Origin of the sequence: Coleofasciculus sp. A1-SPW-01, assembly GCF_040217205.1 — a bacterium.
In the GTDB taxonomy this organism is placed as follows: Bacteria; Cyanobacteriota; Cyanobacteriia; order Cyanobacteriales; family Coleofasciculaceae; genus Coleofasciculus; species Coleofasciculus chthonoplastes_A.
Genome location: NZ_JAVJNP010000204.1, coordinates 90,108 through 105,075, shown reverse-complemented (window position 1 = coordinate 105,075; position 14,968 = coordinate 90,108). Strand labels below are relative to the sequence as shown.

General features: G+C 47.2%; 13 protein-coding genes. 9 read left to right on the top strand and 4 right to left on the bottom strand.

Going from position 1 to position 14,968, the window contains the following annotated elements; translation table 11 throughout:
• Positions 1-350: 350 nt before the first annotated feature.
• Complete coding sequence (locus RH949_RS29905; protein WP_446358318.1) at positions 351-974, top strand: hypothetical protein; 624 nt, start codon at positions 351-353, stop codon at positions 972-974.
• A 4-nt stretch (positions 975-978) separates the two neighbouring features.
• On the opposite strand, the gene RH949_RS29900 is transcribed toward RH949_RS29905, so the two are convergent.
• The gene (locus RH949_RS29900) at positions 979-1,359 is read right to left on the bottom strand and encodes a type II toxin-antitoxin system VapC family toxin (protein ID WP_446358316.1); all 381 of its coding nucleotides are present in this window, start codon (positions 1,357-1,359) and stop codon (positions 979-981) included.
• Positions 1,356-1,622: an AbrB/MazE/SpoVT family DNA-binding domain-containing protein gene (locus tag RH949_RS29895; protein WP_446358314.1), complete on the bottom strand. Its 267-nt coding sequence runs from the start codon at positions 1,620-1,622 to the stop codon at positions 1,356-1,358. The genes RH949_RS29900 and RH949_RS29895 overlap by 4 nt, the downstream gene beginning before the upstream one ends.
• Before the next feature lie 595 nt (positions 1,623-2,217).
• Between RH949_RS29895 and gltB the strand changes: the two genes are divergently transcribed.
• On the top strand, positions 2,218-6,903 hold the full coding sequence (gene gltB, locus RH949_RS29890; protein ID WP_446358312.1) for a glutamate synthase large subunit: 4,686 nt from the start codon (positions 2,218-2,220) through the stop codon (positions 6,901-6,903).
• A gap of 55 nt (positions 6,904-6,958) precedes the next feature.
• Here the strand turns inward: gltB and RH949_RS29885 are convergent, their stop codons facing one another.
• Positions 6,959-7,612, bottom strand: a complete 654-nt coding sequence (locus RH949_RS29885) for a response regulator (RefSeq protein WP_446358310.1) — start codon at positions 7,610-7,612, stop codon at positions 6,959-6,961.
• Between the two features lie 147 nt (positions 7,613-7,759).
• A complete protein-coding gene (locus tag RH949_RS29880; protein WP_446358308.1) occupies positions 7,760-8,863 on the bottom strand; it encodes a sensor histidine kinase in 1,104 nt (367 codons plus the stop codon).
• Between the two features lie 279 nt (positions 8,864-9,142).
• Here RH949_RS29880 and RH949_RS29875 point away from each other — a divergent pair, with 279 nt between their 5' ends.
• From RH949_RS29875 to RH949_RS29845, 7 genes are all read left to right on the top strand, one after another.
• Positions 9,143-9,436, top strand: a complete 294-nt coding sequence (locus RH949_RS29875) for a hypothetical protein (protein ID WP_446358306.1) — start codon at positions 9,143-9,145, stop codon at positions 9,434-9,436.
• A 56-nt stretch (positions 9,437-9,492) separates the two neighbouring features.
• The gene (kdpA, locus tag RH949_RS29870) at positions 9,493-11,202 is read left to right on the top strand and encodes a potassium-transporting ATPase subunit KdpA (RefSeq protein ID WP_446358304.1); all 1,710 of its coding nucleotides are present in this window, start codon (positions 9,493-9,495) and stop codon (positions 11,200-11,202) included.
• 53 nt (positions 11,203-11,255) lie between these two features.
• Complete coding sequence (gene kdpB / locus RH949_RS29865; RefSeq protein WP_446358302.1) at positions 11,256-13,361, top strand: potassium-transporting ATPase subunit KdpB; 2,106 nt, start codon at positions 11,256-11,258, stop codon at positions 13,359-13,361.
• 27 nt (positions 13,362-13,388) lie between these two features.
• Positions 13,389-13,658 (top strand): K(+)-transporting ATPase subunit F, encoded by a 270-nt coding sequence (kdpF, locus tag RH949_RS29860; RefSeq protein ID WP_446358300.1) that lies wholly within the window; start codon positions 13,389-13,391, stop codon positions 13,656-13,658.
• A gap of 2 nt (positions 13,659-13,660) precedes the next feature.
• Positions 13,661-13,825 carry a hypothetical protein gene (locus tag RH949_RS29855; RefSeq protein ID WP_446358298.1) on the top strand — a complete coding sequence of 55 codons (165 nt, stop codon included), beginning with the start codon at positions 13,661-13,663 and terminating at the stop codon, positions 13,823-13,825.
• A 76-nt stretch (positions 13,826-13,901) separates the two neighbouring features.
• Positions 13,902-14,480 (top strand): K(+)-transporting ATPase subunit C, encoded by a 579-nt coding sequence (kdpC, locus tag RH949_RS29850; RefSeq protein ID WP_446358296.1) that lies wholly within the window; start codon positions 13,902-13,904, stop codon positions 14,478-14,480.
• Between the two features lie 250 nt (positions 14,481-14,730).
• Entirely contained in the window at positions 14,731-14,943 is a 213-nt protein-coding gene (locus tag RH949_RS29845; protein WP_006103181.1) for a hypothetical protein, read from the top strand.
• Positions 14,944-14,968: the final 25 nt, after the last annotated feature.

The window sequence follows — 14,968 nt, the reverse complement described above, 5'->3', positions numbered from 1 at the left end:
GCATCAAACGCTTTTTGATAAATAATTAGATCTTCATGAGTTTTGATGGTTTTTTGGTCTTCTTCCTTGTCCACTTTCCCTCCAGGTCTTCCTTGTCTGACCCCCATTATACCGTTAAGGTAAAAAACCTACCCTTGTGAGCTGGGGGTGAGGGGTTGAGCTTAAGTTGACACGGATGAAGGCTTGCGCCCACGCTTATGTACTCATCCTATGAGAAATTCTACATAGTTCCACCGGAGGAGACGTTCCACCGGAACGTCTCTACTAATTCATAGTCTCTTAACCGTCTTGGCAGTTGCTATACTTGGTGAACAAGATGGTATCAAACAAACTATGTTAACCTTATCAATATGGCGTACAGCGATTTTACTACCCTCAGCAAAGTCAGAACAACATTTAACCTAACGATAGACGAAACCAGTCGTCTTTTTCCGGATATTGCTCCTCTGGAACCCAGCGATTACCTCAAAATCACGCTGCATGAATTTTTACCCCTTGCTAATGCGATCAACACAGAAAAAGCCCGTTCTGAATTAATTATTGCCCCCGTTTTATTAGAAGTCCGGCGACAGTTTAACTTCCAAGTCGGCTTCTTTTCTGGCACAGACTTCAACGTAGACCAAACTGTTGGACTCTATGGATACTGTGATTATATTCTCACCGCCTCCCCAGAAATGTATGAAATCTATGCCCCAGTCGTTACCCTGGTAGAAGCTAAGAACGAAAATATTAAAAGTGGTTTAGGACAATGCATTGCTGAAATGGTGGCTGCCCAACGCTTCAATCAACAAATGGAAATTCCCATTGATGTTATCTATGGTGCCGTGACGACAGGAATGATTTGGAAGTTTATCAAGTTAGTTGATCAAACAGCTTTTATTGATTTAAACGATTACTTCATTAAAGAAGTTAACCAAATATTAGGAATATTATCGACTCCCTTAGGTCAACACCTATCCCATAGAAATGAATAGCTCATCAGCGAATTACCTGCACATCGACAGACAGATTGAGAGCAGCCCAGGCGCGATCGCAGGTCAAAACTCGAACTCCCAATCGCCATCCCAAACTTAAACAGGCACGATCTCCCAGAGATAATCCCGCTTGCCGAGTTGACTCCCACAGTCGTCCTGCCATTTCCCCATCCTCCAGGGTAAACGGCTCTACCGTCAGCCCCAGTGCCTGCAAATCATCCACCATGCCATCCACCTCGACTCCTGCCGCGATCGCCTTGTGCACGACTTCCGCCCAGTTCACACTGGATATCACCGACTCAGTTAACACATCATCTACAACCTCTTCTCCCGACTCACCCTTAAGATAAGCCAGCAACGCTGAAGCATCCAACACTACCGTCATTCGGACTCTTCCTGTTTCGCCGCTTCGCGACGTTCAGCGATCAACTCATCGACCAAACTGCGATTTTTGGGTATCTGTGCGAACCGTGCCTTCAACTTTTGCTTAATCGCCTCTGGCTTTTCCAACACCAACCGCCCCGCCTCCTCACGGGCAACCAGCTTATCCCCTTCCTCAAACCCCAACAACCGCCGCAACGCTGCCGGAATGACTAACCGCCCCTGACGACCCAAATGTACTTCTACGGATTTGGATAGTTCACTCATCTGCTTTATTTGTGTCACATTATTCATTCTATGCCACGGATTGTAAAATGTGGCATTACTCCAGAGTGAGCAAGGAAACACCAATGCTCTTGGCTCCTCCAGATAAAATTGTTTGCAGCTAGGTCGATTAATCGGTTAATAGTTTAAACTCATGACATCAGGGATTGCCAGAGTCAAGTATTTTCGCTAGGATCAATCTCCCCATCTAAAGAGCTTCATTTGAGAACCAAAGTTGCTGACCCTTCTGGGTCTGTAGTTTAGTGGCTGATGCTACTCCGTCTGCCAACCGTATATATAAAAATATTAGGACAACCACGCCAACTGGACACGAGATGACTCACACAATGATCACTAGAGAGCGAATTAACGTCAATTATTTCTCTATTTTTCAGTTTTTCAATGGAACTGGCGATGACGTAGCCGACTTAGATAGAACTGAGATTTTACCGCACTGGTAATCAATTTCTAGTTACCGTAAGGTGGGCGATAACAACTAACGATCAGACAAGGGTTTCAAGGTTTATACCCTTTGCCCCCCCTACCTGTAGTGACGAATGACCAGTGACCAATGACCAATAACACTAGGAACTATCTTATGACAAACAGGAGCATCAACCCAAATCAACAGTATCAAACTTGGAATCGAGACGATGTACCCTATCCAGGACAACGATGGTTAGTGGAAGAACGAGATGCTTGCGGTGTTGGCTTTATCGCCTCAGTCGCAGGTGTCGCTAGCCATGAACTGATTGAACAGGCACTTTCGGCATTAACCTGTTTAGAACATCGCGGTGGTTGTAGCGCTGACCGAGATTCGGGTGATGGCGCTGGCTTGATGACGACGATTCCTTGGGGATTGTTTACGTCTTGGTTTGAGGAACAAGGAATTACCATGCCACAAACCGACCAGTTGGCGGTGGGTATGGTATTTTTACCCCAAGATGGGACAAAGGCGACTAAAGTTCGGGACATTGTTGGCGGAGTCTTTGAACACGACGGGTTTACCGTATTGGGTTGGCGTGTCGTTCCCCTAAACGAGTCAGTCGTGGGACCCCAAGCTTTAGAGAATCAACCGCAAATTGAGCAAATTATTGTTAGCTGTCCCCATCAAACGGGGAATGAACGGGAACGTCTCCTCTATAAAACCCGCCGTCGCATTGGCAGTGCTTTAGAAGCTGATGGTACGCTTCATTGGTCGGATGATTTATATATTTGCTCCCTATCGAGTCGCACAATTGTCTATAAAGGCATGGTGCGTTCGGCGGTACTGGGTGAATTTTATCAGGACTTAAAACATCCTGAGTTTCAAAGCCCCTTTGCCGTTTATCATCGCCGTTTTAGCACCAACACTCTACCCAAATGGCCCCTAGCCCAACCGATGCGATTATTGGGACATAATGGGGAAATTAATACGCTGCTGGGTAATATTAACTGGATGAAGGCAAGGGAAGCCGATTTATCTCATCCAGTGTGGGGGAACGAAATGGAAGACCTCAAGCCCACCGTTGATCCGGATAATAGTGACTCCGCTACCCTGGATAATATCTTTGAGTTACTCGTGCGATCGCGTCGTAGTCCTTTGGAAGCCTTGATGATTATGGTGCCCGAAGCCTACAAAAATCAACCCGATTTGCAGGATCATCCGGAAATTGTGGATTTTTACGAATATTACAGTGGCGTTCAAGAACCTTGGGATGGTCCGGCGCTGTTAGTCTTTAGTGATGGTCAAGTCGTTGGTGCAACCCTTGACCGGAATGGATTGCGACCTGCCCGTTATAGTATTACTCGGAATGGTTATGTGGTGGTCGGGTCAGAAGCGGGTGTCGTAGACTTACCCGAAGCAGATATTGTGGAAAAGGGTAGACTCGGACCCGGACAGATGATTGCTGTGGATTTAGCCAACCACGAAATTCTCAAAAATTGGGACATCAAACAGCGAGTTGCCCAACGTTTACCCTACGGGGATTGGCTGAAACAGCATCGTCAGGTTTTATCCCCTCAAGGGTTTACCGATTCAACTCAACTCGACGCCAAAGCGTTACTCCAGCAGCAAACCGCCTTTGGGTATACGGCTGAGGATTTGGATATGATCCTGGAACCGATGGTGAGTCAAGGGAAAGAACCCACGTTCTGTATGGGGGATGATATTCCCTTAGCCATCCTCTCCGATAAGCCGCGCCTGCTTTATGACTATTTCAAACAACGGTTTGCCCAAGTTACCAATCCACCGATTGACCCCTTGCGGGAAAGTCTGGTGATGTCTTTAAGTATGGAACTGGGTGAACGGGGGAATCTGTTAGAGGCTAAACCCGAATATGCCCAACTGCTGAAACTGAAAACCCCGGTTCTGAATGAAGCGGAGTTAAATTCAGTAAAAGCGTCTGGGTTTGCTACCACAGAACTCTCCACCTTATTTGAGATTAGCGCGGGTCCGGATGGGCTAAAAAATGCCATTGACCGATTATGTGACCAAGCCGACCAAGCGGTGAAATCTGGCTCAAAAGTGCTGATTTTGAGCGATAAAATTGGCGGAAGTGTAGGAGAAAACACCAGTTATATTCCACCCCTATTAGCAGTCGGGGCGGTTCATCATCACCTGATTCGGGCAGGATTGCGGATGAAAGTCTCCCTGGTGGTAGAAACAGCCCAATGCTGGAGTACCCATCATTTTGCCTGTTTAATTGGTTATGGGGCGTCGGCAATTCATCCCTATTTGGCATTGGAATCGGTGCGTCAGTGGTGGTCAAATCCCAAGACCCAGAAACTGATGAATCGGGGTAAAATTGAACCTTTAACTATTGAAGAAGCCCAGAAAAATTACCGTAAGGCGGTGGAAGCTGGGTTACTGAAAATCCTGTCAAAAATGGGGATTTCTCTACTCTCGTCTTACCAAGGGGCGCAAATTTTTGAAGCCCTAGGAATTGGTGCAGAGGTATTAGATTTAGCCTTCCGGGGTACAACCTCCCGTTTGGGTGGATTGAATCTGGCAGAATTGGCACAGGAAGTGATGGCTTTCCATCAACGGGCGTTCCCAGAATTGACGGGTAAGAAACTGGAAAACTGTGGCTTTATCCAGTATCGTCCCGGTGGAGAATATCACATGAATAGTCCGGAGATGGCAAAGGCGTTGCATCAAGCCGTGGCGTCGGTTAAAAACGGAAACGGCAAAACCGATAAAGGGAAGACTGCTTATGATCACTATGAGGTCTATAAAAAATACCTGGAAGACCGCCCAGTCACAGCGTTACGGGATTTGTTAGACTTCAAGAGCGATCGCACTCCCATTCCGATCGAAGAAGTCGAACCGGTGGCGGAGATTGTCCAGCGCTTCTGTACTGGGGCGATGTCCTTGGGTTCCCTGTCACGAGAGGCACATGAAACTTTAGCCATTGCCATGAATCGGATTGGCGGGAAATCCAATTCTGGTGAAGGGGGAGAAGACCCAGTTCGGTTTAAAGTCTTAGATGATGTGGATAATCAGGGAAATTCGCCCACATTGCCCCATCTTAAAGGACTACGGAATGGGGATACTGCCAGTTCCGCCACCAAACAGGTAGCCTCCGGGCGCTTTGGCGTGACGCCAGAGTACCTGATGAGTGGTAAACAATTGGAAATTAAAATTGCCCAAGGTGCGAAACCGGGAGAAGGGGGACAGTTACCGGGTAAAAAGGTGAGTCCTTATATTGCCATGTTGCGGCGATCTAAGGCTGGTGTACCCCTGATTTCTCCACCGCCTCACCATGATATCTATTCGATTGAAGACCTCGCCCAGTTAATTTTTGACCTGCATCAGATTAACCCAGAGGCGAAGGTGTCAGTGAAACTGGTGGCAGAAATCGGTATTGGTACGATCGCAGCGGGTGTAGCCAAGGCAAATGCGGATGTGATCCAGATTTCCGGTCATGATGGGGGAACGGGCGCATCTCCTCTGAGTTCGATTAAACACGCGGGTGTTTCGTGGGAGTTGGGTGTCACTGAAGTGCATCGGGCGCTGATGACGAATCAACTGCGCGATCGCGTGATTTTACGGGCAGATGGCGGCTTCAAAACTGGCTGGGATGTGGTGATGGCGGCATTAATGGGCGCGGAAGAATATGGCTTTGGTTCGGTGTCGATGATTGCGGAAGGCTGTATCATGGCGCGAATTTGTCACACGAATAACTGTCCCGTTGGCGTGGCTACACAGCAGGAGCATTTACGCAAGCGGTTTACCGGAATCCCAGATCATGTAGTAAACTTCTTCTACTTTGTCGCCGAAGAAGTGCGATCGCTCTTGGCACGGTTAGGGTATCGTAAGTTAGATGAGGTAATTGGTCGGGCGGATCTCTTGCAGCAACGCCAAGATGTCGGGTTGACCAAGACATCGACCGTATCGGTGAAATGCCTAACTGATTTACCGGATACAAGTCGCGATCGCTCATTCCTCAACCATGAGGAGGTTCATAGTAATGGACCGGTTCTCGATGATCAGTTACTGGCTGATCCAGAGATTCAAGCCTGCATCACTAACCAAGGTACAATCACCAAAGACTTAGCGGTGTTGAATACTGATCGCAGTGTTGGCGCACGTCTAGCGGGTGCGATCGCGAAACAATACGGCGATACTGGTTTTAAAGGGCAGATCACCCTCAACTTCAAGGGTGCAGCCGGACAAAGCTTTGGTGCCTTCAATCTGCCCGGAATGACTCTGCGTCTAGTTGGGGAAGTCAATGATTATGTAGGTAAAGGAATGCATGGGGGGGAAATTATTATCACGCCCCCCACTGAAGCCACCTACAACCCCGCCGAAAATGTAATTGTCGGTAATACTTGCCTCTACGGTGCCACAGGCGGTACATTATTTGCCAATGGCTGGGCGGGTGAACGATTTGGTGTCCGCAATTCTAAAGGTCAAGCGGTGATTGAAGGGGCTGGTGATCACTGCTGTGAATACATGACAGGCGGCGTGATTGTGGTATTAGGTCGTGTTGGGCGCAACGTCGGTGCAGGAATGACTGGAGGTTTAGCCTACGTCTTGGATGAAGATTCACAATTTCCGGCAAAAGTCAACCCCGAAATTGTTAAGATTCAACGGGTAACCACATCGGCTGGGGAACAGCAGCTAAAAGCCCTGATACAAGCCCATGTTGACCGCACCGACAGTGCCAAAGCCAAGACAATTCTGGCAAATTGGTCGGACTTCTTAGGCAAATTCTGGCAAGTGGTGCCCCCCTCGGAAGAAGATACCCCAGAAGCCAATCCCGAAGCAGTGGCACAACGGGAGTTAAGTCCAGTTCAGTAAAACCTCGTAGAGACGTTGCCTGCAACGTCTCTACAGTTCCCGAATGCTAGAACCTTTACGTTTTCACCAATCCTTTTTGAATTGCCAGAACAGCGGCTTGAGTGCGATCGCGCACGTCCAATTTTTGTAAAATGGCATGAACATGAACCCTGACTGTCCCTGTGGCAATATGTAGGAGTTCCCCAATTTCTTGATTACTCTTACCCGCCGCAATCAGCGCCAGAATTTCCTGTTCCCGCTGAGTCAGAGGATTGGCAGACGATTCATCAGTCGATTGGGCAACCTCCGGAGTCTGTTCTCCCACAGCGGCGCGAATTTCATTGGTACTGGTTTTGTCCCACCATGACGCCCCCGCCGCCACAGAACGCAGTGCTAGGATTAATACTTCTGCTTCAATGCCTTTGAGACAGTATCCAGAAGCCCCCCCTGCAATTAGCCGCTCAATTAGAGGTTTCTGGGAATGAGAGGTTAGGACTAAAATCGGTAATTCTGGATGTTGCTGCTTAATTTGACGGCACGCTTCCACACCACCAAGTCCGGGTAGTCCCACATCCAACAGTACAACATCGGGTAGATACTGATTGGTTAATTCCACCGCCGTCTCGCCATCTACCGCCTCTGCCACAATTTCTAATCCTGGTTCTTGCTGCAATCGCGTCGATAGTCCTAAGCGGAACAGTTCATCATCTTCTACGAGTAGAATCCGCATTCGTTATTTGTCATTTGTTTATGTCATACCAAATCCGCCTTTATTACTCCCTGTAAGAGGCGATTGAAATCGCTGCTATACAAACAAAGTCCGCCTGCGCGGACTGGGTTATAACGGGGGTAGCTAACCCGGATTTGGTATTATTCGTCATTCGTCTTTAACATAAGCAGGCAGTTGAAACCCAAACAGCGCTCCTTTCGGTTTTCGGTTCTCTGCCCAAATTGTACCGCCATGGGCTTCAATAATCTGCCGTGTCAGGTATAGTCCTAGTCCCGAACCTGTGGCTTGGCGATTGGTGTGTCCTTGATAAAATCGCTCGAATAGGTGAGGTAATTCTTCCTCTGTAATGCCTTGTCCACTGTCAAGCATTCTGACAATCTGATACTCTCCAGGGGATGCTACTCTCACTTCGACTTTACCGCCACGGGGGGAATGGTTGATGGCATTAACCAGTAAATTGGCAAACACTCGCTGCAATTGTAAAGCATCTCCATTCACCCATAAAGAACGGCGAAAGTCCGATTCACTATGATTCAAGAGGATATGCACCCGACGGCTGGCGGCTAAATCGGTGAAGGTGGCAATCACTTCCTCTGCTAACGCGACTAAATTTAAAGGTTGGCGTTGGAGTTTTAGCCCCTCGGCATCATTACGATAAACATCCAGCAGCGTCTGGATCAGTTGTAATGAAGCATGATGAGACCGATTCATCATCCTCAGCACTTTTTCTTGAGGTGGCGTTATCGTGCCAAATTGACCACCCTGAAACAATTTTATCGTTTCAATCGCTCCCAAGAGGGGGGTTTTCAGGTCATGGGTGAGGGTAGACACAAAATCTTCGCGAATACTGGCGAGTTGGGTTTGGGCTTGCAACTGGGCTTTATGTCGCGCGATCGCTTCTTCATAGCGGCGGTTGCGATCGCTTAACCAACCTGTCGCGATTAATGCCATCACTGCAATTAATCGATTGGCGACTGTTGCGGGATTGGTTAATTCTACAGTGGGAATCAGCAGATTTAAAAGCGTTAGCACAGAGGCTATCAGCGTGACTTGCAGGGTTGCTGAACGATTTAAGCGGGGGTTTGCCAGCAAAATTGGTCCGGTGTACAGGTAGCCAAACACGTAGTCTGAGGGTGTGGCATACTCCAGGGCAATCACCACAGCAAAGGTTCCAGCTATCAGCCAACAGGTTTTGTGGTGCTGGTTTTGAGGAAAAAACGTCGGTTTGAGAGCCAGTAATCGGCGCAACATTATAATTCGCTTTGTTTACTTTATCCAAGCCTATAGACTACTCCTAATCTAGCCTAAACTTAGCGTTCAGCTACCAACTATATCTCCCAGTATATATCTCTAAATAAACCCAGATATTCATTGAATATAAATCCGCATATAATCCGATAAAGTTAAGCCATTAAAAAAGAAACAAAGAAATTTATACTCGATGGATGATGTCCATTTTTTTCTCAGCGTTAATAATTGAATTATTGAAAACTCGATCACCGTTCCCAGAACAGCTATCGATGCAAAACCATGTTTACATTGCCAATCCGCCTGATTCAGGCTCAAATTCAATGGCATAGCCGCCAATTCGGTATGAATTTCTCGGTTCTGCCAATACCTAAAGAATGCCTACTTATGAATAGTGTGAGACTCACCCACGGAATGGCTTCCACAATTGAAGCAGCAATGAATTACGGACAGGACTGTCTCTTGGTCGCCTTGCCCGACGCGATCGCGTCCATTTACGAAGTCCTCATTGACAACAGTGATGCCCTATTCCCGTCGGACGGGATTCGTCCCTTACAAATGACCAATGACAAATGACAAATGACAAATGACGATCACCGCCGTTAAACTTTATTCTCCCCACCTAATTATTTATGTTACAAGGCTTTTTCCAAATTGCCATAATTTTAGCCATATTAGTGGCAATTGTTCCCTTTTTTGGCACCTATATGGCGAGGGTGTTCTTGGGTGAGAGAACCCTTCTCGACCCAATTCTGACACCGATTGAACGAATCATCTATAAGCTAATTGGAATCCGCCCGCAACGGGATATGACTGGTTGGCAGTATGCCAAAGGCGTGCTGTACAGCAACCTCGCCATGTTTGTTCTGGTGTATTTAATCTTCATGCTTCAGGGTATTCTACCTCTGAATCCCACAGAATTAGATGCACCGAGTTGGGACTTAGCCCTACACACGGCGATTTCCTTTGTTACCAACACCAACCAGCAGCATTACTCTGGTGAAACCACATTCAGTTATGCCTCTCAAATGCTAGCGCTGGGGTATTTAATGTTTACCTCAGCCGCCACAGGTTTGGCAGTAGGAATCGCATTCATTCGAGGGTTAACAGGTCGATCCCTGGGTAACTTCTATGTGGATTTAACCCGATCAATCACCCGAATTTTACTGCCGATTTCTCTTATTGGGGGATTAGTCTTACTCATCCTCGGTGTCCCAGAAACCTTAGCTGGATCTGCGGTGGCAACCACCTTAGAAGGTGCCACACAATACATTGCCAGAGGTCCAGTTGCTCACTTTGAAATTATTAAAGAACTGGGCGAAAACGGGGGTGGATTTTTTGGCATCAACTCAGCCCATCCCTTTGAAAATCCCAACGGTGCGACTAACCTGATTGAAACGATTACCATGTTGGTTATTCCCGCCGCACTCATTTACACCTACGGCATCTTTGCTAATAACAAAAAGCAAGGCTGGTTACTCTTTGGCATGGTCTTTTTGATCTATGCCGTCCTGATTGTAGTTGCTGCCATCGGTGAGTATCAAGGGAATCCCTTAGTCAACAATCGTTTAGGCGAAATCGCCACAAACTTAGAAGGAAAAGAAGTGCGCTTTGATTGGGCATTAACAGCACTTTGGGCAGTGTCTACCACCGGAACGATGTGTGGTGCAGTGAACGGAATGCATGATTCATTGATGCCACCGGGAGGTTTTACCACCTTATTCAATCTGTTCCTACAAATTGTCTGGGGGGGTCAAGGAACGGGAACTGCCTATCTATTTACCTTCTTAATCTTGACGGTATTTCTCACCGGATTGATGGTAGGGCGAACCCCCGAACTCTTTGGACGCAAGATTGAAAAGCACGAAATTGTTCTGGCGAGTGTAATTTTGCTAGTCCACCCGATTATGATTTTAATTCCTGGTGCGATTAGTATTTCCTTCGCAGATACGATGGGTTTGCCAGATGTAGAAACCCTAGCCGGAATTACGAATCCCGGCTTTCACGGCATCTCCCAAGTTATCTATGAATATGCCTCTGCTGCTGCCAATAACGGGTCAGGATTTGAAGGATTAGCCGATGGTACGTTGTGGTGGAATTTGACGGCTAGCATTAGCCTCTTGGCAGGGCGCTACATCCCCATTATTGCCCTATTGCTGTTAGCTGACAGTATGTACCGGAAACAGCCTGTACCCGAAACAACAGGTACGCTGCGGACAGATACGGGATTGTTTACCAGTGTAACGGCTGGCGTGATTCTCATCCTTGGCGCCCTCACCTTCTTCCCCGTACTTGCCCTTGGACCGATTGCCGAAGCCTTTCAAATTGCGGCGGGTGGTTAGCATTCAACCTCTCATCGCCCTGACTAGACCCATTGATTATCCATCGTTACGGTATGAAAACGAAAAAACCTTTGGAAACACCCCAAAAATCACCTCGCCGTCGTGAAAACCGACAGCAAAATAAACGACAACAGCGAGTGAATACCAAAGGACTCTACAAACGTGCATTACGGGAAGCCTTCCTCAAGCTGAACCCCCGCGTGATGATAAAAAACCCAGTCATGTTTGTGGTTTGGATTGGTACAATCATCACCATTTTGCTGGCGCTATATCCAAGTTTGTTTGGTCCGGTGACTGGAGACAATCAGCGCTTATTTAATAGTCTGGTTGCCATCATTCTCTTATTCACTCTTCTATTTGCCAATTTTGCCGAAGCCGTGGCAGAAGGGCGGGGTAAGGCACAGGCAGATTCCTTGCGTTCCACTCAATCCGATACTGTCGCCCGGAAACTTCTACCGGATAATACCACTGTAGAAGTGAGTTCCACCGAATTGCATAAAGGTGAAACCATTAAAGTGATTGCCGGTGACATTATTCCCGCCGATGGGGAAGTGATTGAAGGGGTGGCTTCGGTTGATGAATCAGCCATTACTGGGGAATCAGCCCCGGTTCTCAAGGAACCCGGTTCAGATGTGGCAAGTTCTGTGACAGGGGGAACCCGGATTCTATCTGATGAACTGATTATCCGGGTAACGGCAGAGCCGGGTCAAGGGTTTCTGGATAGGATGATTGCTTTGGTGGAAGGGGCACAACGCAGCAAGACGCCGAATGAGATTGCTTTAACGGTGTTGTTGGCGGTTCTGACTCAGGTGTTTTTAATTGTCGTGGTCACAATTCCCCCAGTTGCTAATTATGTGGGTTCACCGGTGGGTGTGGTTACCTTAATTGCCCTATTGGTGGCGCTAATTCCGACAACCATTGGCGGATTACTCAGTGCGATTGGTATCGCTGGGATGGATAGAGTTGCCCAGTTTAACGTAGTAGCCACCTCGGGACGGGCAGTGGAAGCCTGTGGTGATGTGAATACCTTGGTTTTGGATAAAACTGGCACGATTACCCTGGGGAACCGCTTGGCGGAGGAGTTCATTCCCGTAAATGGTCACTGCGTTGTCGAGGTTGCCGATGTTGCATTAGCTGCCAGTATCTTTGATCAGACGCCGGAAGGCAAGTCGATTGTGAAACTGGCACATCATATTGGTTCAGCCGTCACCTTTGACCGCAACGCGGCGGAAGGGGTAGAGTTTACGGCGAAAACTCGTATGAGTGGCACAAATCTCCCCAATGGGGACGAGATACGCAAAGGCGCCGTGGATGCGATTAAGGGATTTGTGCGGTCTCGAGGCGGTCAATTTGCATCTGACTTAGATGAAGCTTACGAACGGGTTTCTCGCTTAGGAGGTACTCCCTTGGCGGTTGCCTGTGGTGAGGATATTTATGGCGTAATTTACCTCAAAGATATCATCAAACCCGGAATGCGCGATCGCTTTGACCAGTTGCGGCGCATGGGGGTTAAAAGTGTGATGCTGACTGGGGATAACCGAATTACTGCCTCGGTGATTGCCCAAGAAGCCGGAGTGGATGACTTTATTGCCGAAGCGACACCGGAAGATAAAATCGCCGTGATTCAACGTGAACAAGCCGCAGGCAAATTGGTGGCGATGACGGGGGATGGGACAAATGACGCCCCAGCCTTGGCACAGGCAAATGTGGGATTAGCCATGAATTCCGGCACACAAGCGGCAAAGGAAGCGGCGAATATGGTGGATTTAGATTCTGATCCTACAAAGTTAATTGATTTGGTCACGATTGGCAAGCAGTTGCTGATTACGCGGGGGGCGTTAACCACCTTTTCTCTGGCAAATGATATCGCTAAATATTTTGCGATTATACCCGCCATGTTTGCGGCTGTTGGTATTGGCAGTCTCAATATTATGGGGTTAGCCAGCGCTCAATCTGCCATATTAGCGGCGCTGATTTACAATGCCTTGATTATTCCTGCCTTAATTCCTTTGGCATTAAAAGGTGTGAAGTTTAGACCCTTAAGTGCCAATCAATTGTTGCGACGAAATATCTTGATTTACGGGTTAGGAGGAATTGTTGCACCGTTTATCGGAATTAAAGGGATTGATTGGTTAATCGCGGCTGTGGGATTGGCGTAGAACAAAGATTTAACCAGGAGATAACAGATGAAACCAGGGAAGGATTTAAACGAAATTGTACCCAGAGACGTGAGTGAACTGATTGAGTTAGTCCGAGAACAGTGGCAAGGTAATCGTTTACCGATTCAACTCTTTCTACTGATGTGCTTAAATCTCGCGATCGCGCCAGCCGTCTATGCCACGACAGGGGATGAAATTACCCGCCAAGCGGCTTATGCGATCGGACTTTTGGGTATTGTCACTCTGGGACTATCCGTGTACTTATTTGTGGTTATTTTTCAACCGGAGCGATTTTAATCATGTGGAAAGAACTTGTTGAAGAAATTCGCCGGAAATTGGCGGATTGGCGAATAAGGCGTCAGTGGCGGCATATATGGTTAGAACGGTATCAGAAGAAACACCAGAAAAAACAATCCAAGTCATCTGAACCAAACCAGCCGCAGAAAATCTGTCAATTCCGTTAATTTGCCTCATCGGGAAAGGGAGTATCTTACTCCCCTAACCTCCAATACTTGCACTACCTATTCATTATTCAAAACCATGTCTGTCATTCGAGAAACAATTACTGGAATTCGTGCCACATTAGTTTTGTGGATTTTGACCGCCCTAATTTATCCCTTTTTGATGATTTTTATCGGTCAAGTGTTTTTTCCATATCAAGCCAATGGCAGTTTGATTACCAATAACCAAGGACAAGTCATCGGTTCAGCGTTGATTGGTCAATCCTTCTCCTCTGAACGATATTTCTGGAGTCGTCCCAGTAGCGTAAACTACTCTGAAGGAGAAGATGCGGCACCAACTGGTGTTTCAGGTGCGAGTAATTTAGCACCCAGTAATCCAGAATTAATCCTACGAATTCAGGAAACCATTGACCAACTTCAGGACGCAGGAATTGAGCCAACGGCTGATTTAGTTTATGCCTCGGGTTCGGGTTTAGATCCGCATATTAGCATTGAGGCAGCCAGAAGACAAATTGAGCGGATAGCGATAGCACGTTCCCTAGAAACTAATCAAGTTGAGACTCTCATTCGTCACTATATAGATGGTCGATTTCTTGGCATCTTTGGTGAACCCGGAGTGAATGTTTTAAGGCTGAATTTGGCACTTGATGCGCTGTAACGGGTTAAACCTCAAGGGAATAGTACGGAAGCCTATCACCTTTTTAGGTTCTGACTTTTCACAGTATGTGGTGCCTCTGTAGGGGCGGGTTTCACAACTATCTTTTTAGTTGTACCCAGATGTGACTAAACCCGCCCAGACGCTTCTCGCATCGCGTCTCTACAATAGTTTCTAGACTTCCCGTGAAAAATGAGGTGTAGGTTGGGTTGAGGAACGAAACCCAACCAGAGCGAGTGAGCTTGAAGGTTATGTGCAGATTCTCTATTTTTTAGAGCGGCTTTTTGTCTTATTTCAAGAAGATGATGGGCGAGGTCTAATTGGCGTGTTTATCCCAGAATGGATAGAGGAACCCATTACTAAAGTGTTTTGGCAAATCACTCGACCTGTGCGAAAACAATGGTTTATTCATAAACACGGCTATTCTCCACAGGTTAAACCTAAAAAAGAACCCGTCCAAAACTAAATTATTGGTCACTTGTAAAATAGAC